26 protein-coding genes are annotated in these 21,145 nt (G+C 35.1%); 9 read left to right on the forward strand and 17 right to left on the reverse strand.

The window, feature by feature from the left end:
• Nucleotides 1-9: 9 nt before the first annotated feature.
• The 3 genes from ABYK18_RS01245 to ABYK18_RS01255 are packed head-to-tail and all read left to right on the forward strand — an operon-like array spanning nucleotide 10 to nucleotide 1,120.
• Nucleotides 10-402, forward strand: a complete 393-nt coding sequence (locus ABYK18_RS01245; protein ID WP_373034749.1) for a chaperone NapD — start codon at nucleotides 10-12, stop codon at nucleotides 400-402.
• Nucleotides 402-692: a hypothetical protein gene (locus tag ABYK18_RS01250; RefSeq protein WP_373034750.1), complete on the forward strand. Its 291-nt coding sequence runs from the start codon at nucleotides 402-404 to the stop codon at nucleotides 690-692. The genes ABYK18_RS01245 and ABYK18_RS01250 overlap by 1 nt, the downstream gene beginning before the upstream one ends.
• Nucleotides 692-1,120 carry a hypothetical protein gene (locus ABYK18_RS01255; RefSeq protein ID WP_373034751.1) on the forward strand — a complete coding sequence of 143 codons (429 nt, stop codon included), beginning with the start codon at nucleotides 692-694 and terminating at the stop codon, nucleotides 1,118-1,120. Before ABYK18_RS01250 ends, ABYK18_RS01255 begins: the two co-directional genes overlap by 1 nt.
• A gap of 21 nt (nucleotides 1,121-1,141) precedes the next feature.
• Here ABYK18_RS01255 and ABYK18_RS01260 read toward each other — a convergent pair whose 3' ends face one another.
• The 11 genes from ABYK18_RS01260 to greA are packed head-to-tail and all read right to left on the reverse strand — an operon-like array spanning nucleotide 1,142 to nucleotide 11,963.
• A complete protein-coding gene (locus tag ABYK18_RS01260) occupies nucleotides 1,142-2,428 on the reverse strand; it encodes an aminopeptidase P N-terminal domain-containing protein (protein WP_373034752.1) in 1,287 nt (428 codons plus the stop codon).
• Complete coding sequence (locus tag ABYK18_RS01265) at nucleotides 2,425-3,024, reverse strand: ABC-type transport auxiliary lipoprotein family protein (RefSeq protein ID WP_373034753.1); 600 nt, start codon at nucleotides 3,022-3,024, stop codon at nucleotides 2,425-2,427. The genes ABYK18_RS01260 and ABYK18_RS01265 overlap by 4 nt, the downstream gene beginning before the upstream one ends.
• A complete protein-coding gene (locus ABYK18_RS01270) occupies nucleotides 3,024-3,986 on the reverse strand; it encodes an MlaD family protein (RefSeq protein WP_373034754.1) in 963 nt (320 codons plus the stop codon). Before ABYK18_RS01270 ends, ABYK18_RS01265 begins: the two co-directional genes overlap by 1 nt.
• Nucleotides 3,987-4,023: 37 nt before the next feature.
• Entirely contained in the window at nucleotides 4,024-4,770 is a 747-nt protein-coding gene (locus tag ABYK18_RS01275; protein WP_373034755.1) for an ABC transporter ATP-binding protein, read from the reverse strand.
• Nucleotides 4,770-5,840 carry an MlaE family ABC transporter permease gene (locus tag ABYK18_RS01280; protein ID WP_373034757.1) on the reverse strand — a complete coding sequence of 357 codons (1,071 nt, stop codon included), beginning with the start codon at nucleotides 5,838-5,840 and terminating at the stop codon, nucleotides 4,770-4,772. The genes ABYK18_RS01275 and ABYK18_RS01280 overlap by 1 nt, the downstream gene beginning before the upstream one ends.
• A 35-nt stretch (nucleotides 5,841-5,875) precedes the next feature.
• Nucleotides 5,876-6,370 carry a chemotaxis protein CheW gene (locus ABYK18_RS01285; protein WP_373034758.1) on the reverse strand — a complete coding sequence of 165 codons (495 nt, stop codon included), beginning with the start codon at nucleotides 6,368-6,370 and terminating at the stop codon, nucleotides 5,876-5,878.
• The gene (locus ABYK18_RS01290) at nucleotides 6,370-8,772 is read right to left on the reverse strand and encodes a chemotaxis protein CheW (RefSeq protein ID WP_373034759.1); all 2,403 of its coding nucleotides are present in this window, start codon (nucleotides 8,770-8,772) and stop codon (nucleotides 6,370-6,372) included. The genes ABYK18_RS01285 and ABYK18_RS01290 overlap by 1 nt, the downstream gene beginning before the upstream one ends.
• Nucleotides 8,773-8,782: 10 nt before the next feature.
• Entirely contained in the window at nucleotides 8,783-9,724 is a 942-nt protein-coding gene (locus tag ABYK18_RS01295) for a chemotaxis protein CheV (RefSeq protein ID WP_373034760.1), read from the reverse strand.
• A 26-nt stretch (nucleotides 9,725-9,750) separates the two neighbouring features.
• Nucleotides 9,751-10,485 carry a UDP-2,3-diacylglucosamine diphosphatase gene (locus ABYK18_RS01300; protein WP_373034761.1) on the reverse strand — a complete coding sequence of 245 codons (735 nt, stop codon included), beginning with the start codon at nucleotides 10,483-10,485 and terminating at the stop codon, nucleotides 9,751-9,753.
• On the reverse strand, nucleotides 10,475-11,479 hold the full coding sequence (gene argC, locus ABYK18_RS01305) for an N-acetyl-gamma-glutamyl-phosphate reductase (RefSeq protein WP_373034762.1): 1,005 nt from the start codon (nucleotides 11,477-11,479) through the stop codon (nucleotides 10,475-10,477). Before argC ends, ABYK18_RS01300 begins: the two co-directional genes overlap by 11 nt.
• On the reverse strand, nucleotides 11,466-11,963 hold the full coding sequence (gene greA, locus ABYK18_RS01310; RefSeq protein WP_373034763.1) for a transcription elongation factor GreA: 498 nt from the start codon (nucleotides 11,961-11,963) through the stop codon (nucleotides 11,466-11,468). The genes argC and greA overlap by 14 nt, the downstream gene beginning before the upstream one ends.
• Nucleotides 11,964-12,253: 290 nt before the next feature.
• Here greA and ABYK18_RS01315 point away from each other — a divergent pair, with 290 nt between their 5' ends.
• The gene (locus tag ABYK18_RS01315) at nucleotides 12,254-12,460 is read left to right on the forward strand and encodes a hypothetical protein (RefSeq protein ID WP_373034764.1); all 207 of its coding nucleotides are present in this window, start codon (nucleotides 12,254-12,256) and stop codon (nucleotides 12,458-12,460) included.
• Between the two features lie 109 nt (nucleotides 12,461-12,569).
• Complete coding sequence (locus ABYK18_RS01320; RefSeq protein WP_373034766.1) at nucleotides 12,570-13,121, forward strand: sulfite oxidase heme-binding subunit YedZ; 552 nt, start codon at nucleotides 12,570-12,572, stop codon at nucleotides 13,119-13,121.
• On the opposite strand, the gene ABYK18_RS01325 is transcribed toward ABYK18_RS01320, so the two are convergent.
• The 5 genes from ABYK18_RS01325 to surE all read right to left on the reverse strand — a co-directional run bounded on the left by ABYK18_RS01325 (nucleotide 13,118) and on the right by surE (nucleotide 16,083).
• Nucleotides 13,118-13,369, reverse strand: coding sequence for a thiamine biosynthesis protein ThiF (locus ABYK18_RS01325; protein ID WP_373034767.1), 252 nt, complete (start codon nucleotides 13,367-13,369; stop codon nucleotides 13,118-13,120). The two genes, ABYK18_RS01320 and ABYK18_RS01325, sit on opposite strands and share 4 nt — an antisense overlap.
• Nucleotides 13,353-13,733, reverse strand: a complete 381-nt coding sequence (locus ABYK18_RS01330; RefSeq protein WP_373034768.1) for a hypothetical protein — start codon at nucleotides 13,731-13,733, stop codon at nucleotides 13,353-13,355. The genes ABYK18_RS01325 and ABYK18_RS01330 overlap by 17 nt, the downstream gene beginning before the upstream one ends.
• 17 nt (nucleotides 13,734-13,750) lie before the next feature.
• On the reverse strand, nucleotides 13,751-14,407 hold the full coding sequence (locus ABYK18_RS01335; protein WP_373034769.1) for a hypothetical protein: 657 nt from the start codon (nucleotides 14,405-14,407) through the stop codon (nucleotides 13,751-13,753).
• Nucleotides 14,408-14,651: 244 nt separating this feature from the next.
• A complete protein-coding gene (locus ABYK18_RS01340; RefSeq protein WP_373034771.1) occupies nucleotides 14,652-15,290 on the reverse strand; it encodes a ThiF family adenylyltransferase in 639 nt (212 codons plus the stop codon).
• 7 nt (nucleotides 15,291-15,297) lie between these two features.
• Nucleotides 15,298-16,083, reverse strand: a complete 786-nt coding sequence (gene surE / locus ABYK18_RS01345) for a 5'/3'-nucleotidase SurE (RefSeq protein WP_373034772.1) — start codon at nucleotides 16,081-16,083, stop codon at nucleotides 15,298-15,300.
• A gap of 86 nt (nucleotides 16,084-16,169) precedes the next feature.
• On the opposite strand from surE, the gene ABYK18_RS01350 reads away from it, so the two are divergent.
• The 4 genes from ABYK18_RS01350 (at nucleotide 16,170) to murI (ending at nucleotide 20,078) form a co-directional block, all read left to right on the forward strand.
• Nucleotides 16,170-16,721, forward strand: coding sequence for a hypothetical protein (locus ABYK18_RS01350; RefSeq protein WP_373034773.1), 552 nt, complete (start codon nucleotides 16,170-16,172; stop codon nucleotides 16,719-16,721).
• 42 nt (nucleotides 16,722-16,763) lie between these two features.
• Entirely contained in the window at nucleotides 16,764-17,855 is a 1,092-nt protein-coding gene (locus ABYK18_RS01355; RefSeq protein ID WP_373034774.1) for a methyl-accepting chemotaxis protein, read from the forward strand.
• 112 nt (nucleotides 17,856-17,967) lie between these two features.
• Nucleotides 17,968-19,335 carry a transcription termination factor Rho gene (rho, locus tag ABYK18_RS01360; RefSeq protein WP_373034775.1) on the forward strand — a complete coding sequence of 456 codons (1,368 nt, stop codon included), beginning with the start codon at nucleotides 17,968-17,970 and terminating at the stop codon, nucleotides 19,333-19,335.
• Entirely contained in the window at nucleotides 19,335-20,078 is a 744-nt protein-coding gene (gene murI / locus ABYK18_RS01365; RefSeq protein ID WP_373034776.1) for a glutamate racemase, read from the forward strand. Before rho ends, murI begins: the two co-directional genes overlap by 1 nt.
• A 2-nt stretch (nucleotides 20,079-20,080) precedes the next feature.
• Here murI and ABYK18_RS01370 read toward each other — a convergent pair whose 3' ends face one another.
• Nucleotides 20,081-21,124, reverse strand: coding sequence for a chemotaxis protein CheX (locus ABYK18_RS01370; protein WP_373034777.1), 1,044 nt, complete (start codon nucleotides 21,122-21,124; stop codon nucleotides 20,081-20,083).
• Between the last annotated feature and the right edge of the window lie 21 nt (nucleotides 21,125-21,145).

Below are 21,145 nucleotides of genomic sequence, written 5' to 3' on the forward strand. Positions count from 1 at the left end.
GGATAATAAATGAATGTTTCGAGTATAGTAGTTCAAACAGTGCCAAAGTTTTTAGAAGAGGTAGTTCAAAGCCTTAAAGATTGTGAAGTATGTGATTATCACATGCATGATGAAAAAGGTCGTGTAATTATCACTATTGAAGGTGAAGGTGTGGAAGAAGAGTTAAAAAAATTAAGAGTTATAGAAGCTATTCCTCATGTCATTACTGCTGATATGCAGATGGCTTATAGTGAAGATGAACTGAATGAGCATATGGAAGTATTGGAAAATGCAGATGTTGTTCCTAAAATGCTAAATGATGAGGATATTGATCCAAGAGACATCGTTTACAATGGTGATTTAAAGAAAAAAGATCTTGAAGGTTTTGCAAGACAATTTGATGAAACTGGTAAAAATAAATAATGAGTTTAGTATTCACGTCCGTAATAAAAGTAGATGAAAATAACGAGTGGTTTATAGAGCTTACAGATACTTCTGATGGAAGAGTCGAAATCTGTAAAAATATGGATGAATATAAAGAGAAGTTTGAAAAGATGGGTGAAGACTACGGCGGAAATGTTGATGAAGTAAAATGGAGTCAAGATGACAATGTTCCGCCATATCATGTTGATGAAATCAGACAAGCCATGGCAGAACTACAAGCTGAAGTTGAAGCAAAAATCGGCAGACCACTAATGGAAGAAAACAAATAGTGCAAGCAAAAGCTATTGTTACCGATACATATTTAGACCCTGCAGAAATATCTGAGCACCTTAAAAATGTGGATTACATTATTATGGCCTCAGATGCTCCAAAACATTTTAAAGATACGCCCATTCACTTTAGTATTTTTTTAAATACTAGCGATAATCTGCCAAAAGATATACAAGAAGCTATTTTAGATAAATTTTTAGACGAGCAAGGTATAAGTAATCCTACAGAACTTATGAGCCAATTAATGCCCGTAGGTTTTGGAAAAAGTACTCAGGAGACTCCAATGCCTCTGCTTTTAATAAGACCTGAAGATCAAAGAACAATTCCTCATACTGTTATGTTTGTTATGGATTTTTTAGGTGATTCTGAAAACTTTAATGAAGCAAAACACAATGCTTTGACTGGTTGGTCATATTCATATAATTAGATGCGCCTAGCTTTTTTAAAGTTAAGCCATCTTTTTATGTTGTGATCTAGTCTCTATCTCTTTTACAGTCTTAGCAATACCGCCGGATAAATTATTATAAGATGTTTTTGTAACTAAAATATCATCTTCAATTCTAATTCCTATACCCCTGAATTTTTTGAGCACATTTTTATCATCTTTTGATATATAAATACCCGGTTCTATGGTCAAGACCATCCCTTTTTTTAGTGCTATCTCTTTTTTATTTGCATCTAGATAAGGAGCTTCGTCATGAACATCGAGTCCCATCCAATGGCCGATACCATGAGGGTAATATTTTTTATGTTCTTGCTTTTTAATGAGTTTTTTATACTTACCCTTTAAAATACCGAGTCTTATCATACCTTTTGTAAGAAGTATTTCTGCTTCTTTTTGTAAATCACTTCTAAAGACACCGGGCTTGATCATGTTAATGATCTTTAGTTGGGTATCTAAGATCATATTGTATAGCTCTCTTTGAGGCTCGGAGAACTTTGTGTTTACAGGGATGGTTCTTGTGATATCACTGGCATAATATTCATACTCGCATCCTGCGTCTATAAGAATAAGCTCACCGTTTACTAGAGGCTTGTCATTAGAAATATAGTGCAGTGTATTTGCACTGTCACCACATGCTACTATTGATGTATATGCGTCACTGTATGCACCATGTTTTTTAAAGTTATGTTCTATGGATGCAAGAAGTTCATACTCGTTTTTATTCCTTTTATCAAAGGCCATTGCTTCATGATGCGCTATTTTTGTAATCTCTATAGCTTTTTTTATAAGACTTATTTCCGATTTTGATTTGACAAGCCTCATCTCACCTATTAAAGGTGATATATCTCTGTGAGTTTTAAAATTATCTATCAAAAGTTTTTTAGCTTTTGGTATTTTTTGCTGAAAATCGTAATATAGATATTTTTTTTCTTTACAAAGCTTTTTTATACTCTTTTTAAAATCTTTGCTCACAATAACAGCGTCCACTAAAAATCTTTTTCTAGCTTCAAGCTTGCCTAATCTTTTGCCGTTCCAAAGTTCATATACTTCATCTTTATGCTGGACAAAGAGTATCGTTTTCGTCTCTTTCTTACTTTTGGCTATGACAAGAGCAGAATTATCTTCTTTAAATCCTGTAAGGTAATAAAAATTGCTGTTTTGTCTGTATGGATAGTTGGTATCATTTGAGCGAGTTTTATTCTCTGCACTAAAGACAACGGTTAAAGAATTGTTAGAAAGTTTTTTTGTCAGGGCATCTCTTCTCTTTTTATATTCACTCTCTTTTATCACTTACAAACCTCATTTAAAAAGCCTAATCCTTGTGTAAGGACATCTGCAAGTGCACCATCTAAACCTTTTACTCCACCTGATGCATCCAATGAGGCAGCTTCTTTTTTCGCATTAAATGTTTTTGTCGCAATAACTTCACTAGTAATTGAATCAATCAATGTAAAACTAATACCTACCTTTGCATCTGAGTAGTCTAAATTTTTACTGTAGTACTGCATAAAATCTTCTATATTTATCTCTAAAATCAAATCACTCTTACTTCTTGATTTTGAATTTTGGACATTTTTAAATAGCTTTGACTCTCTTAATGTCTTGGCAATCTGAGATGTTATCTCTTGATTTGGCGAGTTGTTCCATTGCGCTTGCGAGTACGCATATATCTTATGCTCATCCAGTACATAATTCATTCTCAATGACATTAAAGAACTTGAACTGAAGGCTTGTGAAACTTTTAGTGATTTATCTTTACACCCTTTAGCTGAACTATTATGATTTAGTACTTTTTGAGACAGTTTATACTCTACAACGGTAGGTTTTGTCGTAGAACAACCAGATAATAAAAATAGCAACACTGTTACAAATAAAAGTTTAATCATTATTTCTCTCCCGGACCTTTTTTAATCTCTTCTTTTTTAAATAGTATATCACCAGGACTTCTCTCATACTGGTTTAAAGCACCTTCCATTCTAATCATTAGATGCTGTAATTCGATTAACGTATTGTTCATAGTGGGAACAATATCTGTAGATATCTCTTTTAAATTAAAATCTCCACTATCAACGGCTAACTTAAATCTATCCATTGAGGCTTTAATACCAAGGTAACTATTCATAATAGAAGAGAAAGTTGTTGCTATTTTGTCTTCCCAGGCGACACTGTTGTCTACAAAGTGTTCAATACGAGGCATCATATCGTCTATTTTTTTTGTAGCTCTATCAAAATTTTTAATTGATGAATGAAAATCAGCTATAGCTTCATCACTCATCAATTTATTCATCTTAGTCATAAAAGAAGCAGTTGATTTTAACAGCAGTGCTACTTGTTCTTGATTATTATCATCCAAAAGTTCTTCTGTTCTGGTTAGGGTTTTTGATAGTTTTGTTGAGACACTGTCTAGTGATTTCTCAAACCTCTCAAAAAATGAAGCTTCTGTTTTTATTACAGGATATTCTTCTCCTTTTTTAGCTTTAAGAAGAGCACCCTTATTATCACCCAGACTAAGATTTATGTAACTTAGCCCTGTTATACCCTGAGATGTAAGTTTTGCTACCGTGGTCTCTTTTATAGGTGTGTTTTTTAATATCGTAACTAAGACTTCTACTTGTTCCGTGTTTTTAGGGTTTATTCTCAGCCTTGTCACCTTGCCGACATTTATTCCTCTATATTTAACAGTAGAGTCTACATTCAGACCTAAAACAGACTCATCAAATAGTATATAATACTTCTGTGTTTCATCGTCTGCTGAGGGCTTTAGAAGCCAATATGTAAACCCTAGCATCAATGCCACTCCAAGAAGGACAATAAAGCCTACTGCCGTATAGTTAACTTTGTTATTCATATAACTAAATCTCCACAAAAAATATTACAGCAAGAAGCTAACATAATGAACCTGCTCCTTTAAAAAATGTTTGTATGAATTCACTTTTAGTGTTTTTAATATTATCCAAATTACCCTCATAAACAATTTTTTTATTATCTATAATTGCAACTCTGTCAAGTGTATCATAAATTGATTGTAAATCATGTGAAACCATTACAATAGTTAAGCCCAAAAGTTTTCTCAGTTTAACTATTAAAACATCAAATTCTCTCGCTGAGATAGGATCAAGTCCACTTGTCGGCTCATCTAAAAAAATGAGTTTCGGGTCCATTGCCAATGCACGTGCAAGAGCAGATTTTTTTTTCATTCCTCCACTTATCTGAGAGGGGTAAAGCAAGGCATCTGCCGATTTAAGACCAACAAGATTAATCTTAAATTCAACTATTTCGTCTATCATTTTTTGAGACAAATCGGTATATTCTTTTAAAGGCAAAGAGATATTTTCTTTTATATTCAGTGAGGAAAAGAGTGCTCCGGCCTGAAACAAAACACCCCACTCTTTTCTTAACTTTTGTGCCTCGTCGTGTTTAATATTCTTCAAGTCATGCCCTAAGACTTTTATGGACCCGCCGGAGAAATTTTGTAACATCACCATTTCTTTAAGAAGAGTTGTTTTACCGCATCCGCTGGGTCCAAGCAAGCCGTAAATCTCTCCCTCATTGATACTTAAATTTAATCCCTCATGAACTACTCTCTCTTCAAAAATAGTCTTTACATTTTTAACTTCTATCACACTTGCCATCATATCCCCAGATTTGTAAAGAAGATTGAGAAAAGAGCATCACAAACTATTACCGCGAATATTGACTCAACGACACTTTTTGTTGTATTAAAACCGATACTCTGTGTATCATCTTTAACCATCAATCCCCTATATACCCCTATTGCAGCTATCAAAAATGCAAAGAAAGGACCTTTAAATATTCCGATATAAAAATGCTTTGCGGCTATAACATTATTGAATCTTTCTAAAAAAAGTTGAGGAGAAATACCCAAATCTATATATGCAATAAGCAATCCGCCAAAGACTCCCATAATGTCAGCAACAAAAATAAGAATCGGCATAGTAATCATTAACGCAACGATACGAGGAAGAACCAAAAAGAGGTATGGATCAAATCCCATCGTTCTCATGGCATCTAACTCCTCTGTTATTTTCATTGCACCGATTTGTGCCGTAAAAGCCGAACCGCTTCTACCTGCTATAACTATGGCAGTCATCAATGGGGCAAGTTCTCTAAAAATAGAAATACCCAACATATCCACAATAAATATATTTGCTCCATATATCTTTAGTTGATATGCAGACTGATATGCAACAACAAGTCCTATTAAAAAACTTGTCAGCGAGATGATTCCCAAAGCCCTAATCGCACTCTCATTCATCTCAAATGCAATCTCTTTGTATCTTATGTTTTTAATAGATTTAAGAGAGTTAATTTGAATAATAAAAAGCTTGCCTATAAATGCTATAAATGCTAAAAATCCATTAAAGTGCGAACAAATATTTTTACCTACTGATCTTAGAAAATCTTGTTTTTTTTCTTGTAGAAGTTTTTGTGAAGTTTTTTTAGACTTTGAAACTAATGCCAAAGTATCCAATATATCTTTATTATCAGTAAGTATGTTGGACGTTATATTTTTTTGTGCAAGTTCACCTATAAGTGTGTTTATGAAGATAGATGCAGTAGTATCGAAATAGACTACATTATTTAAATCAAAATCAATCTCTCTAACTTGCGAAAGATCAATTCCATCTATCTTTTTTTGATAAGAAGTCACGGTATAAAGTGTAAACTCTCCTGAGAACATCAAAGAGAGTTTAGCATCTGATAATGAATGGTTAATTAAAAGTCTCTCTCTAAAAGTTTGTTAACTTTCAGTATTGTAATTATTCTGTCTTCTTGCTTACCAACACCGTCTATCATAGTATTATCACCATTAATAGTGTCTGGTGCAGGTCCTATATTGCTTTTTTTGATTCTGATTGCCATAGTTAATCTATCTATAACGAATCCTGCAACATCATCACCGTCTTTCATTACGATAAAACGTGTTTCATCACTGTGTTTTTTCTCACTGATTCCAAACTTTAAACGCAAATCTATAAGGGGTATAACTGCTCCGCGAAGATTAAAAACACCCATTACATACTTAGGAACCTGAGGGACTCTAGTCCATGTAAACGGCTTTATAATTTCTTGAATCGACAAAATAGGAACTGCATATTCCTCTTCACCAATGATAAAACCGACCAATTGAACTATGTCATCCGCCTGATTCAAAGACTCGTCTTGTTGTTCACTCTGTTTATTAATAATTTGTTTTAATTTATCACTCATTATAAGAACTCCGATTTAAAGTTAACATTTCTTTGAACTACACTAGATAGATAATCTGCAGAGTATGGTTTTGTTATATACTCAACCATTCCGGACTCTACTCCTCTCATACGATCAGATTTTCCTGTACGAGATGTAACCGCTATAAGAGGCATATTTTTATACCTATTATATTTTTTGATCTCTGTTGCTAATGTATAACCATCCATTCTTGGCATCTCTATATCAATAAGCATAGCGTCAAAATTATGATCACCCTGCTTTAAAATACTCAATGCTTCTTGACCGTCACCTGCTTCAATTAGAGTAATTCCTGTTTCTTCAAGTGATTTTCTCATAATCATTCTATCTGTTTTTGAATCATCAACTATCATAACAGTATAATCACTTGCCTTAGTTTTTTCCTTGCTTGCCTGCCCTGCTCCGCCTTGATCAGCAATAAGTGCTGTTGCCTTTACAGTTTTGGCCATATCCATAAGTGCTACTACATCCACAATTAGTGTTACACCGCCATCACCGCGTATAGTTGCACCGGCAATACCATCAATACCTTTTAAATACTCACCAAGAGATTTAATAACTATCTCTTCTTGACCCACAAGAGAATCAACGATAAGACCAAGTTTTTGCGCACCTAATCCAAGAACAACAACATAAGCATGTTCACTTGAATCTAAGATTCTCTCAACTTCAAATATATCTCCGATATGAACCAATGATAAAACATCATCACGAAGTCTCATAACCGAACGACCTTCAACCGTATATATCTCATCTTTTGAAATTCTAACAGTCTCAAGTACAGATGATAACGGTATAGCGTAAGCCTCTTCTTGAACACCCACTAATAAAGCCTGAATAATTGCAAGTGTCAATGGAATCTTAAGTTTAATACTACTTCCTATTCCAGGTTCACTATCGATGTCTATGATTCCGTTAACTTTTTCTATGTTTGTTTTTACAACATCCATACCAACACCGCGACCTGATACGTTTGTAACAGCAGCAGCAGTTGAAAAACCTGGCTTCATAATCAGAGTAAAGGCTTCTTTATCACTCATATTGTCAGCTTCTTTTTCACTGATGAGACCTTTTTCCAGTGCTTTGTTTTTCAACATATTCGCATTAAGTCCCTTACCATCATCATCAATCTGGATAACAATTTGATTACCTTCATTAAAAGCTTGTAATGCGATAGTACCTGTCTCATCTTTTCCTGAAGCTAAACGAGTCTCAGGCGTTTCAATACCGTGGTCACACGAGTTTCTAATAATATGAACTAAAGGGTCTCCAATCTCTTCAACGATTGATTTATCAAGTTCTGTCTCTTCACCCTCTATTTCGAGCTCAATCTTTTTATTTAATTCTCTACTTAAATCACGGATCATTCTAGGAAATTTATTAAACACTTTTCCAATAGGAAGCATTCTTGTTTTCATAACCGCAATTTGAAGATCTGTCGTTACAAGAGAAACAATAGATACAACCTGATTAAGCTCTTCTAAAAACTCTTCACCTTCGTAACGCTCTTCAACATCATCATTTATTTTTATAAGTCTGTTTTTTGCAAGAACAAGTTCTCCGATCAGGTTCATAAGATGATCAAGTCTTTTTACATCTACACGAATAGTCTGTTCTACAGTAGCAGCAGATCTTTTTGCAGGTGCTGCAGCTTTTACATCATCTCTTATAGCTTCTTCGTCAAATGTAGGAGAAGGAGGAGGAGTTACAGGGACCGGTTTTGAAGCAGGAGCCGGTGATTCTTTGGGAGTATCTTCATCAGGAGAAGGAGGAGGTGCTGGAACATCTTCTCCCGCAGCTATTTTAGCCTCTCTTTTAGCTCTGTCTTCTGCTTGTCTCTGCTCAAGAAGTCTCTGTATTTCAGCTTCAACATCATCATCAGACATATTTTCATAATCTGGCTCATCCGAAGCTTCTTCAGCAACTGCGACTTCTTCTACAACAGGTGCAGCTTCTTCGAGAGGAGCTGAAGCTTCTGGCATTGGGACATCACCGTCTCCACCGCTTACTTTATCAAGTCTTGCTACACATTCAGCCACATCAATACCTGCATCTGAACCCGTATCACGGATTGTAAATAAAAGCTGTTTCATCAAGTCTATTGACTCCAAAACTACATCCATAATATCAGGAGTAATAACCAACTCACCATGTCTTGCTTTATTTAATACATCTTCCATATGATGCGTCAAATGAGTTAAGATATCAAAGTTAAGGAATGAAGAAGCACCTTTTACTGTGTGTGCGACACGAAAAATTCCATTTAGAAGTTCTAAGTCTTCCGGTGTTGCTTCTAACTCAACTAAATCTTCATCTAACTTTTCTACAAGTTCAAAAGACTCGACTAAAAAATCCTGTAATATTTCCTGAAATTCATCCATATTTTCACTCCTACTTCATATGTGCACGAACAACTCGTGCTATTTCGTCATAAAATGCGCTTGCTTCAAACTTAACCAAATAAGCCTCCGCACCTGCTTCTTTGCCTCTTATCTCACTAAAATGATCACTAATCGATGAGTTAAAAACAATAGGAATATTGTTAAATCTTCCATCTTCTTTCACATTTGCAGCAAAGTGAAAGCCGTCCATTTTCGGCATCTCAACATCAGAAATAATGATTTTTAAATGTTTAGCTATATTGGTTTCATAAGTAGTGTAAAGATCATTTAACTTATCCAGTCCTTCTTGTCCATCACCTGCTTCAACAACACTAAAACCCATTTTTTGGAGAGCTTCTTTAACAATTTTTCTAGCTGTCGTACTATCATCTAAAACAAGAGCTAACCCGTGAAAATCTTCCATATCATCCGGAACATGGTCAATGTCAGGTTCATATAGTCCAAGGTCTTGTACAACTGTTTCCAAATCCAAAATAAGTAGTACATTATCTCCTTCTATCTTAGTCACACCTGTGATTTTACTTCCATCAAGAGAACCGGAACCGCTGACAAAAGAAGCCGGTTCTATGTCACCCCAGTTTATTCTTCTGATTCTTTTTGCTTCATGAACAACAAATCCTATTAGAACATTATTGAACTCTGTAATAATAACTCTTGAACTTGATTCTGCCGTTTCAGGTGAAGTTATACCCATCCATTTAGCAAGATTAACAACCGGTATCACAACACTTCTAAGATCGAATATACCTTCAATATAGGGAGGCGTACCAGGAAGCTCAGTTAATTTTGGCATTTTAATGATTTCACGAACTTTTGAGACATTTATGCCATATATCCCCTCGTAAACTTCGCCATCTTCCTCTTTAAAAATCCGAAAGTCAACAAGTTCCATCTCATTAGAACCCACTTTCAGCGAATTGTTTCCATGCATATCTTATGTCTCCTGACTTTATAATATCATTTTAAAAAAATATTTTCTTCTATTATTTCAACATCTTCAAACGATTTTACTATAAAGTATCTTTGATTGCAAGCAAAAGCAGCTAAATTTATATAAATAAAATTTTCAAACTCAAGCATCTTATTTTGATGAAAATGTCCCTCCACAAAGTAATCACAAGAGTAATTTTTACTTAGTCTTTTTTCAATAAATGCTTTAAAACCACTAAACTCTTTACAATCATCTTTTTTACTTAAATACTCATCTAGCCGCTTTATTATATAGTGTCCTGATATTGAATCTATAGTATTCAATATGGCGATTACAAATGGATTTCTGATTGTTGCCGTATATATTTTATAAAGCATCGGACTTTGTATATCTCCATGAGCCAGAAGGACACTTTTTCCATTGTATGTAGCACTTACAGGCTGCTCTTTTATGCCGAATATTTTTACTTTTGGAAATATTGTTTTGAGATTAAAATCATGATTACCTTCTAAATACACTACCTCTATTTCATCAGATATTTCATTTAATATCTTTAGAGCTTCTGAGTTCACCTCTTGCGTATAAGCGACATTCCCAAATAATGTATCGAAAATATCACCCATTAAAATTAGTTGCGTGGGTTGAAGTTTTTTTGTTTGTATTGCTTTTAAAAAGTCTAAGAATTGCGGACGGATGTGGGAGTAGTGTGCATCTGAGACAACAAATGCACCCTCTTTTAACTCTATGTCACTACGGTACATAAGCTATGGTAGGTATCCCGGTTTTTTGACACAAGCCCATCATAATATTTGCATTTACTACCGCTTGAGATGAAGCTCCTCTCATAAGGTTGTCTATGGCACTTGATATAAAGAGCATATTGTCTTTTTGTTTTACATAGATATCGCAAAAATTTGTTCCGGCTACATTTTTCATATCAACAGGATTCTCACTTATACGAACAAACGGCTCATCTTTGTAAAATTCTTTAATAAGCTCGGATGCATCAAAGTCTTTACTTACCTGAATATAAATAGATGAAATCATACCGCGAGTCAAAGGTACAAGATGCGGAACAAAGTTTACCTCATCAAAACTCACACCGAGTTTTTGTGCAATCTCTGGAGCATGTCTGTGCATCAGAGGATTGTAAGCAAACAAGTTATCGTTTACATTGACAAAATGAGTAACATCGCTAAGCTTTTTCCCTGCTCCGCTTACTCCTGTTTTTGCATCTATAATAATAGGAGTATTCTCTACTCTTTTACTCATAAACGGAAGAACTCCTAAAAGTGCAGAAGTTGGAAAACAACCGGGATTTGCAACAAGTTTAGCAGACTTTATCTCTTCGCGATACATTTCAGGCAGTCCATATACAACATGTTCTAAATTGGCTGCATCTGTATGAGGAGTATAAAATTCTTCGTAAATATCTTGAGGCAATCTATAATCAGCGGAAAGGTCAACCACTTTTACATTTTTTTCTATAAACGGTTTTACATATGCCATGGCAGTTTTATGAGGCAGTGCCAAAAAGACAAGCTCACAACTCTCAGCCGCAGCATCTACATCAGCCTTTTGAACTTCCAACTCACAGACACCGTTTAATGACGGATGCAGTTTGTTTATAGTCGTATTACCCTCGGAATTTGCTACATAAGAGAGATTAAAATCCGGATGATTTATAAGGATCTTTACAAGTTCTAAACCTGTGTAGCCTGTAGCACCGATTACACCTACATTAATGACACTCAAAAACAATCTCCTGATATTTTACTTCTTCTATCTCATACTCTTTTACTCCGCTTGGAAGCTTTACTTTCACCTCATCACCCTCCGCGCGACCTAAAAGCTGCTTTGCCAAAGGAGAACCAAAAGAGATAAGTCCCATGTCAGGGTTACTCTCACAACCGCCGACAATAGTATAGGTAAGTTCCTCGTCTGTCTCCATGTCTGTCATGACAACGGTTGAGCCAAAACTCACTTTGGCGTGTTCAAGTTCACTTGGGTCGACTATGCGTGAGTTACCTAAAAGTTCAGCAAGTTCCGCTAAACGGTTATCTATGTTTTTTTGAGCCTCTTTAGCTGCATGATACTCTGCATTTTCTTTTAAATCACCGTGTTCTAACGCTTCTTCAATAGCTTTTACAATTTCGGGTCTTTTAATTTCTTTTAAATCTTTTACTTCTGCTTGTAGTTTTTCATAACCGAAAAGTGTCATTGGCTCAATTTTTTCCATAGTTGTTCTCTTTACATAAATTTTTTACTTAAGCGATTATATCAAATTTTCATTTCATTAATAAACATATAAATAACTTAAACATAAAATAAATTTAACAATATCGAAAATAATGTTAAGGATTCTCGTATACAAGTTGCAATAACACAAGGTTATGTTATAGTCAATCGCTCTAAAAAGGAGTCGTTATAAATTATCTAAAACAAACAAGTTGGAGCCTTAGCAAAGACCTTGTCACTGATGAAACACTCTTCAATAAAAGAAGAAAGTTCTTAAAGCTAGGAGCTGCTTTGGCGGTAAGCACGTCTGCTGTCATGGATTTAGCGGCAAAAGAGTCTATACCTCTGCCAAATCTTAATTTCAAAAAAGACCCTAACCCCTTGCATCTTCCACTAAACGATTATGAGCAGATAACTTCTTACAACAATTTTTACGAGTTCACTACAAGTAAAAAAGGCGTAAAAACCTTGGCTAAAAACTTTAAGAGTGAACCGTGAAAAATTACTATCTACGGACTTGTGGAAAAACCTTTTGTACTGGATATGGATGATGTTATGAAAAAGAAGTAGCCCATATGTACAAGGACATGGATTTAAGGAAGTTCTTTTGAGCAAACAACTCTCTTTAGTCTTGGTTTTATTAATACCTCTGGCATTTTTGATTTATATGCTTTTTGTGCATGAAGTTGATGATCCTATCAAATACATCTATACGCTCACGGGTAGCACGGCCATCACTTTGCTCTACATCACGACTACTATCTCTGTGTTCAAAAAAGCCGTGAATCTCATAAAATACAGACGAACCGTAGGACTCTTCAGTTTTTTCTACGCTCTTTTGCATATGCTGAATTTTGTTATTTTGGATATGGAACTGGATTTGGCATCTGCCGTTAAAGAGACCCTGAACAAACCCTTTATCTATCTGGGAATGAGTGCGTTTTTCATCTTATTGTTTATGGCTATAACATCTTTAAGAGTTCTCTTTAGCGATTTTTATAAATACCATAAAGTAATATATCTTGCTCTTTTACTTGTCACCATACATTTTGTGATGGCACAAAAAGCACTTGCCATAGACCAATGGTTCTATCTTTTTATTATGGTCATAATAGGCATATTTAAATTTTTACAACGAACAAAACTGCTAAATATTTAAACAAGCTTCATGGAAGATAGATTGAAGACCATATCTTGGTCTTCACACTTTATAAAAATATCACACGCTTTTTTACTAATCTTTTTTGGCATCTTGATATTTGTAAGCAAAGTTACATTCTCTTTTGTTATTGGATCATGTGCATAAAGGGTCTCATCTTTTATAAAAAATATTCGTCCTCCTCCACAGCCGTCTCCTACAATGCCCTCACATACCAAAGGTGAAGCTAAATCAAAACCATGAGTCATCTAAACACTCCTCTTTTGCATCTTCTAAAAACTCTTTATATTCACTTGAATTTTTATCTAAAGCTTTGTACTCATCATAAACATAAGCTTTAAATATCGCTTCATCAAGACACTTACAAAGCTTTGTATCATTTACATCTGCACAAGTTGATATCATCTCCTGCTTTTGTGTTTCATTCCAGCCGAAATAACTTTTATAATATGGATAGAGCACCCATATAGCAAAAGCTATCGTCATCACTGTATTTACTATGTACTCTTTTTTCTTGGTCTCAAAATATTTTTTTATATCATAGGAGACAAGTATTAAAAAAACAATCTCTAAACCTATATTGAACCAATCACTATCTAAAAAATCAAACAATTTCTGCCTTTATATATTTACCATTTAAAATTTGGGCGAAGGATAAGTTGATGATTATCAACCCCCTCTTCTTTAAGCGCGCCGCTGTATTTTTCTCCACTATTGTAGAGATAACCTATTCCAAGACCAAAACTAACTTTGTCACTCCAACTAAGAGGCCATTTTTTCTCCAACATAATCTCTGCTTCTGTAAGTTCAAAAGTCTTTGTACTCACCGCTAACACTGTAGAAAATGCGCTGTTGTATACTAGAGACCAAGCATTTTTTTTGTAATCTATACTGCTTCGTCTTGCACCGATAAATATGCTGTTTACAAAGTCTGTGTTTTGATGTATCCTCGTACCGACTCTAAAACTCCAGTCCAAATCTCTATCATCTCTGTCTCTTGTACCTTTGAGCTTAAACTCCAAGTTGTACCATTTATCATAATGAGCCAGATTGTCTTTAATAGAGTAATCTCCAATACTGACTAAGTAACCTATATAGGCTCTGTGACTTCCAATATGATTATCATTTTTATTTTTAAAGATCATCATTCTTCCAATAAAAACCGAAACAGAATATGGTTCTTCAAAACCGGCCGTCACAGCTTTTACAAGGTTAAAATTTTCTACATTTGATTTTTCGTACATATTCCCATGGTTTTGTCTAAAGTAAAGACCGGCAATACCCATAGGGTGAACTGCTGCTTCGAATAAAACAATATTTGGATTAAAAGTATTTAAAATTAAGTCTTTATATATTTTGCTCTCAGTATAATTAGTAGCATCTGTGACATTGTTGTCTCTATCGAGGTCTATATATGCTGAAACATTAAAATAGTAAGCATCTGCTTCATAATCGTATTCTACTAATTTTTCTGCAAAGAGATTAATACTAATACCGATAATAAATAACAGACTTAAAAAAAATTTCAGATTATTTCCTTGTTAAAATTCTAATTGCCTCAGAGCACATAGCTAATCCAAAAGATGCGGTAACCCCCATAAAACTGCCTTTGGCTTTTACCTTCGCTTCTTCTGATGAAAAGACTACCCTGTATTTTTTCTTGAAGCCCCTTTTTTTAAGCTCATACCTAATCTTTGAGCCGAACTTGTCTCCATATGTTTTGCTGATGTCCGTCACTTCTATCTTTGTAGGGTCAAGTCTTTTAGCACTTCCAAATGAAGAGATAAGTTTTTTGTAACACTTTTGAGCAAGAGCAAGCTTCGCTCTAACATCATCTATGGCATCTAAAACCAAATCATACTCATCAAAATCAAAGTCCCAGACCCACTGTTCATCTATGCGGGTATTTATGATTTTAATGTCGGGATAGTGTTTTTTAAGAGCTTCGACCTTTACCTCACCATCATGCAACTCGGACCACATCTGACGATTTTGATTTGTTTCATCAAATGTATCAAAATCTACTATAGTTATATCTTCTACTCCGCTTCTAATCAAACAATCAAGACAAAAACTGCCTACACCTCCAACACCTAAAAGCAATATCTTGGCATTTTGAAGTTTCTCAAAATCATCTTCAAGCAATAGTTTTATACGATTATATTTCATACTCTTTCTAGTCTATCCACTCTTGGAGTCTGTTCATACTTTTATATGCACTCAAATCCAGCTGGATAGGAGTGATAGAGATATGTCCATCTCTTATTGCCTCATAATCACTTATACCTGAGACGCCTTCTCTAGCAGAGAAATTCAATGGATGCAGACCAAGCCAGTAGTGCTCTTCTCCGCGCGGGTTTCTATGAACATGTGAATCATTTGCGTAGTATCTGTAACCTGCATAAGTAACAAGCATCTTGGCTTCTTCTACGTCAGACGGGATATTCACGTTCAAGAACTCTCTATGAGGCAAAGGGAAAGTACCGTTTTTTATCTTTAAAACAAGCTCTTTTATAGTCTTTTGTGCAAGAGTGAAATCACCATCTGGATTAGTAAAATCCATAACCTGACTTATGGCGATAGAAGGAACATCATGAAGTACGCCTTCCATAGCACCTGCAGCAGTTCCGCTGTATGTGATATCCTCACCCATGTTTGAGCCTCGATTTATCCCGCTGATAAGCAAATCAGGTTTTTTCTCTTCAAAAATCGTACTCAATGAAAGGTAGACACAATCACTCGGAGTCCCGTCATCAAGTTTATAAAAATCGTCATCAACGCTTATAAAACGAAGCGGACGCACCAATGTCAGTGAATGTCCACAAGCGGATTTCTCATTTGCAGGTGCTACTATCGTGACTTTTACGTCATCTAATTCTCTTAGAGCCTCTATAAGTTTTAAAAGACCTTTTGCTTCGTAACCATCATCATTTGTTACTAAAATTCTGTATTTATTTTTCATAAAGACATTCTATACAAATGCAAATTAAAACTTTATGATTTGGCATTTTTTCCGATATAGATAGATACGGATACAAAGGACAAATCATGAACACTTCATACGCAATGGACTCTTACAGAGCACATGACTTAAACATAGCTATGAGAACTTCCAGCGGGGATATTATAACGATGGATTTTGCAAATCATCAGTCGGCATCACTTTCTCATGAGGAAAATGCAAACGGTTCAAAAACTTCGATGAGTTTTTCTTCGATGCAGTCATTTCAGTTTTCGGTTGATGGCAACGGCATAGATGCACAAGACCAAAAAGAGATAGAAGGATTTATGAAAATAGCTCAGCCTTTTATAGACTCATTTTTAAAAGAACTCCAAGATGCAGCGCCGAAATCTCCGGTCTCACAACTCGCACATAAAGTAGCAGGCATATTTGAACCAAGCAAAGCAAGAGATGAAAATGCCAAGAACAATGTAAAAACAAACATTGTAGAGATGTTTGACAACTCTATGAAAAAACTTGAGATTCCTAAAAAAGAAGAGGGAGAAAAATCTCTGAATAAGATATTTGAAGAAGCACAAAAACTTTTAGAAAAAACGCTTAAAGAATTCGATGAGTTTAACAAAAACATATATGCGTAAAGAGAGATAAACTCTTTGGCATAGAACATGCTACAAGCGGGCATGAAAACATTTCTTTTAACGCTTATTTTTGCATTCTCTCTTTTTGCCTCTTCCATTGAACTGAACTACCAAGAACTAAATAAAGAGATTGATAAAATCTCTCTAGACCTGACTCCTGAAGAAAAAGTCTCTCTGTACTTTCTTGTTCTATCAACCCATGAGAACATCACAACGGCACTATCATTAGACAAAACAAAAGTATCTTCTTTAGAAAAACTAGAGAGTCTTACATTAAAAACACTAGCAGACCTTCATGAGAATAACTCAAACATAGATGCTTCCCAGATTCAAAAAATGAAAGAGTTGTATACAAAGATTACCAAAGAGGGGCAGGAGCTTATAAAAAAACAAACAAATGATTTTGCTACAAAAATTGTTTATAAAGACAAAATTATCTACCAAGATAAAATAGTAGAAAAACCATCAATTTTATTAAGTATAGCCCTAGGCATAATCGGTGTTGTTTTGGGTCTGGCTATCGGTTTTTTTGTCTTTAGAAAAACTCTCATCAAAGAAATAACACAGACTGAACTTATATCTGAAGACAACAGTGAAGATAAAGAGCTTATAAAAAATCTCCAAGAAGAAAAGACTCTACTTGAGGGTAAGATAAAAGCACTAAACTCAGATTCGACTTTAATCACAAGAATACAAAACGAAAACACTACTCTTATAGAACAACAAAAAGAACTGCAAATCTCACATGAGACCATGTTGCAGGAGCTAAATACAAAAATTGAGACGATCAATATAGAAAAAGAAGTTCTACTGGAAAAAGCTCATAACTTAGAAGAGTGCCAAGATGCAAAAAATGAAGAAGAACATGAGTTCAACGATAAACTAGATTCTCTACAGCATCAATCCCAGGATATATTCGGCGTTCTTGATACAATCTCAGATATTGCAGACCAGACAAACCTGCTGGCACTAAATGCAGCTATTGAAGCTGCACGTGCAGGAGAACACGGACGGGGCTTTGCAGTTGTTGCCGATGAAGTCAGAAAACTTGCAGAAAGAACCCAAAAAGCTCTTAATGAAGCAAAAGTTAATATTTCTTCCGTGGTAGATGCTATTTCAAGCCTCAAAAGTTAAACTTAGCTTAAAAACTTGACATTGACTATAGCAAAGTGCTAAAATTACAGCATTAAAACTTACAACCCTTTCCTAGCAAGACATATCCCAATTAAACTAAGGTAATTACTTTATGAGTGAAAACACTTCACAACAACCTCGCAAAAACAACAAAAGTACGAATTCTAACTCAAGCTCAAGCAGAAACAATTCAAAGACAAGAACTCACAAACCTGTAAAAGGTGCCAGTGTTGAAGACCTTCGCACTAAAAGCATCGAAGAATTAGTGACAATAGCTACCGAGTTAAATGTTGAGCATCCAAACGAACTAAAAAGACAGGACGTTATCTTTGAAATACTTAAAGCTCAAACAGAACAAGGCGGTTTCATACTCTTTAGCGGCATCTTGGAAATTATGCAAGACGGTTATGGGTTTATCCGCTCAATTGATAAAAGTTTTAATGAAAGCATCAACGATGCTTATGTGTCAAACACACAGATAAAAAGATTTGCACTTAGAAACGGTGACGTTGTAACGGGGCAAGTTAGACCTCCAAAAGATCAAGAACGTTACTATGCACTTATCAAAATAGAAGCGGTAAACGGCTTACCTCCTGAAGAGAGTAAAAAAAGACCTCTTTTTGAAAACCTTACTCCACTTTACGCACTAGACCAAATCAAACTAGAGTATAGAGAGAAAGGTCTAACAGGTCGTATGATGGACCTTTTCTGTCCAATAGGTAAAGGTCAGCGTGGTCTGATTGTTGCACCTCCAAGAAGCGGTAAAACTGAACTTTTAAAAGAAATTGCTCACGGTATAACTGCCAATCATGCAGAAATAGATTTGATGGTTTTACTTGTAGATGAGAGACCAGAAGAAGTAACAGATATGGAAAGAAGCGTTAAAGGTGAAGTTTACAGCTCTACTTTTGATATGCCTGCAAAAAACCATGTTAAAGTTGCCGAGATGGTAATTGAAAAAGCTAAAAGACGTGTTGAGCTTGGACGTGATGTTGTGATTTTACTTGATTCTATCACGCGTCTTGCACGTGCTTACAATACAGTAACACCTTCAAGCGGTAAAGTCCTCTCAGGTGGTGTAGATGCAAATGCTCTTCACAAACCAAAAAGATTCTTCGGTGCTGCACGTAATATTGAAAATGGCGGAAGTTTAACTATTATCGCTACTGCCTTAGTTGATACTGGAAGCAGAATGGATGAAGTTATTTTTGAAGAGTTCAAAGGTACGGGCAATATGGAAGTCGTTCTTGATAGAAAAATCGCAGACAGAAGAATATACCCTGCTATGGATATTCTTAAATCCGGTACTCGTAAAGATGAGCTTCTCATCGGACCTGAGACTCTTCAAAAAGTATTTATACTTCGTCAGATGCTACATAAACAAGACAATGAAGTTGAAGCTCTTAAATTTATCTACACTACTATGGGTAAAAAAGAGACTAATGCCGAGTTCTTAGAAAGCATGAATACAGATAAATAATGAAAATAGGTGTTTTTGACAGTGGAATTGGAGGCTTAACTGTTGTTAAGTCCCTATTGAATCACCAACTCTTTGAAGAAATAATCTACTTTGGCGACACTGCTCGTGTTCCTTACGGGATCAAAGATAAAAACACAATCATACGCTACGCTATCGAAGCCGTAGAGTTTTTTAAAAACTTTGATATTGACCTTATCATAGTAGCTTGTAACACTGTAAGTGCCTATGCTCTTGAAGAGATGAGAGAAAATGCTTCCTGTCCTGTTATCGGTGTAGTTGAAGCCGGCATCTTAGCTACTGTAAACTCTCTTGATGACAAAAATTCAAATATTCTCATACTTGGAACAAAAGCTACCATAAACTCAAGAGCATATGAAGACGGGCTTGAGAAAAAAGGTTTTAACAATTTAGAAGCCAAAGCAACAGGACTTTTTGTTCCGATAGTCGAAGAAGAGATTTATGAGGGAGAGATTCTAAATGCGACTCTTAGTCACTACTTTTGTGAACTCAAAAAGCCTGATGCAATCATACTTGGATGTACGCATTTTCCATTAATCTCAGGACCTATCGAAGATTACTTTTGTAAAGAAAGTATTGTTATCCACTCGGGAGATGCTATAGTAGAATATCTTGAAGATAGATTTGAATTTACTAAGAAATATGAAAATCCGACTCTGAAATTCTTTGCATCTGAGAATCCGGATGCACTTAAAGCAGTTGCCTCAAAGTGGTTGTCACTTTAAATTTACTTTGTAATGAACATATAAAAAGCTTTGCCCGCTAGCTGCATATCTATCCAGACTCCGTTATTTTCACCGATATAACCTTGGGTTGCTTTTAGCGAGTTGTATGTTTTTGGCAAATCAAAAATCACCTTAATATCTTTTTTGTCAAAAGCCGTTTTTGTGCTTCCGGTGATGATGTTACAAAACTCACCTACTCCGTCTTTAAGAGTCTCAATATCGTTAGCTCCTACTTTTTCTCCAAGTAAAGATTCTAAAGCTATTATTGCGATATCTTTTGGAAAGACCAGAGTGAAATAACCTTCCAAGTCGCCCTTGAAGTGCATCACGGCACAAATATTATCTACATCTAAACTTGTATCGAAACCTTTAATAGTGTGTGCAGATTTTTCGGCTTGAAGTCCGGTAAAAGACACCAACGTCTCTACTGCCGTATCCATAAAAACAGGAAGATTACTTATAAGCTTTTTTGAAAGTGCCAGAGCATTTTTTGAAGATGCTGCATTACTAAGCTTTTCATTTAAAGCACTCTGAGTAATTATGATATCATGAGCTTCTTGATGCATACGCTCTTGAAACTCTTTTGGATCTTTTGCTCTTATAACACTGTAGCCGTATTTGGAAAGTTCAGATGAGAGCCTTTTACTATTTTCTTCGTCATCATCATATAGCAAAACACACATGCCTTCTTTATATGCTTTGGGATCGAGAAACAGATTGGCAACATTCATATTTTTAAATAATTTTATCTTAGTAGTTTTAGTATATTTTTTTAAAATTCTAAAGAGTTCCATACTATAGTCGATAACACTGATTGGGATTCCAATATTTTGACTCAATGCATTCAAATACTTAACCATCATCATTACAACATTAGGGTCACCTTCGTATATCACACCCTTTAGAGAGACCAAAATACCGTTGATATTTTTATTTTTTACCATATCTTTTTTAGAAAGAATGGAGCTCTCCAGCAGTCTATTACTGCGGTCTTGAATAACACCGTTATAACTAACTACTATCAAATCACTGTTTTTACTATGCATCTGCTCTTACTTTAGTATATC

This window comes from Sulfurimonas sp. (genome assembly GCF_041563495.1).
In the GTDB taxonomy this organism is placed as follows: domain Bacteria; phylum Campylobacterota; class Campylobacteria; order Campylobacterales; family Sulfurimonadaceae; genus Sulfurimonas.

What these genes read in the sequence shown, in the direction of transcription:
- ABYK18_RS01245 (WP_373034749.1), top strand. Translation starts at nt 10, where the DNA reads ATGAATGTTTCGAGTATAGTAGTTCAAACAGTGCCAAAGTTTTTAGAA.
- ABYK18_RS01250 (WP_373034750.1), top strand. Translation starts at nt 402, where the DNA reads ATGAGTTTAGTATTCACGTCCGTAATAAAAGTAGATGAAAATAACGAG.
- ABYK18_RS01265 (WP_373034753.1), bottom strand. Translation starts at nt 3,024, where the DNA reads ATGATTAAACTTTTATTTGTAACAGTGTTGCTATTTTTATTATCTGGT.
- ABYK18_RS01270 (WP_373034754.1), bottom strand. Translation starts at nt 3,986, where the DNA reads ATGAATAACAAAGTTAACTATACGGCAGTAGGCTTTATTGTCCTTCTT.
- ABYK18_RS01275 (WP_373034755.1), bottom strand. Translation starts at nt 4,770, where the DNA reads ATGGCAAGTGTGATAGAAGTTAAAAATGTAAAGACTATTTTTGAAGAG.
- ABYK18_RS01280 (WP_373034757.1), bottom strand. Translation starts at nt 5,840, where the DNA reads ATGTTCTCAGGAGAGTTTACACTTTATACCGTGACTTCTTATCAAAAA.
- ABYK18_RS01285 (WP_373034758.1), bottom strand. Translation starts at nt 6,370, where the DNA reads ATGAGTGATAAATTAAAACAAATTATTAATAAACAGAGTGAACAACAA.
- ABYK18_RS01290 (WP_373034759.1), bottom strand. Translation starts at nt 8,772, where the DNA reads ATGGATGAATTTCAGGAAATATTACAGGATTTTTTAGTCGAGTCTTTT.
- ABYK18_RS01295 (WP_373034760.1), bottom strand. Translation starts at nt 9,724, where the DNA reads ATGCATGGAAACAATTCGCTGAAAGTGGGTTCTAATGAGATGGAACTT.
- ABYK18_RS01300 (WP_373034761.1), bottom strand. Translation starts at nt 10,485, where the DNA reads ATGTACCGTAGTGACATAGAGTTAAAAGAGGGTGCATTTGTTGTCTCA.
- greA (WP_373034763.1), bottom strand. Translation starts at nt 11,963, where the DNA reads ATGGAAAAAATTGAGCCAATGACACTTTTCGGTTATGAAAAACTACAA.
- ABYK18_RS01325 (WP_373034767.1), bottom strand. Translation starts at nt 13,369, where the DNA reads ATGACTCATGGTTTTGATTTAGCTTCACCTTTGGTATGTGAGGGCATT.
- ABYK18_RS01335 (WP_373034769.1), bottom strand. Translation starts at nt 14,407, where the DNA reads ATGGGTATTGCCGGTCTTTACTTTAGACAAAACCATGGGAATATGTAC.
- ABYK18_RS01340 (WP_373034771.1), bottom strand. Translation starts at nt 15,290, where the DNA reads ATGAAATATAATCGTATAAAACTATTGCTTGAAGATGATTTTGAGAAA.
- surE (WP_373034772.1), bottom strand. Translation starts at nt 16,083, where the DNA reads ATGAAAAATAAATACAGAATTTTAGTAACAAATGATGATGGTTACGAA.
- ABYK18_RS01350 (WP_373034773.1), top strand. Translation starts at nt 16,170, where the DNA reads ATGAACACTTCATACGCAATGGACTCTTACAGAGCACATGACTTAAAC.
- ABYK18_RS01355 (WP_373034774.1), top strand. Translation starts at nt 16,764, where the DNA reads ATGAAAACATTTCTTTTAACGCTTATTTTTGCATTCTCTCTTTTTGCC.
- rho (WP_373034775.1), top strand. Translation starts at nt 17,968, where the DNA reads ATGAGTGAAAACACTTCACAACAACCTCGCAAAAACAACAAAAGTACG.
- murI (WP_373034776.1), top strand. Translation starts at nt 19,335, where the DNA reads ATGAAAATAGGTGTTTTTGACAGTGGAATTGGAGGCTTAACTGTTGTT.
- ABYK18_RS01370 (WP_373034777.1), bottom strand. Translation starts at nt 21,124, where the DNA reads ATGCATAGTAAAAACAGTGATTTGATAGTAGTTAGTTATAACGGTGTT.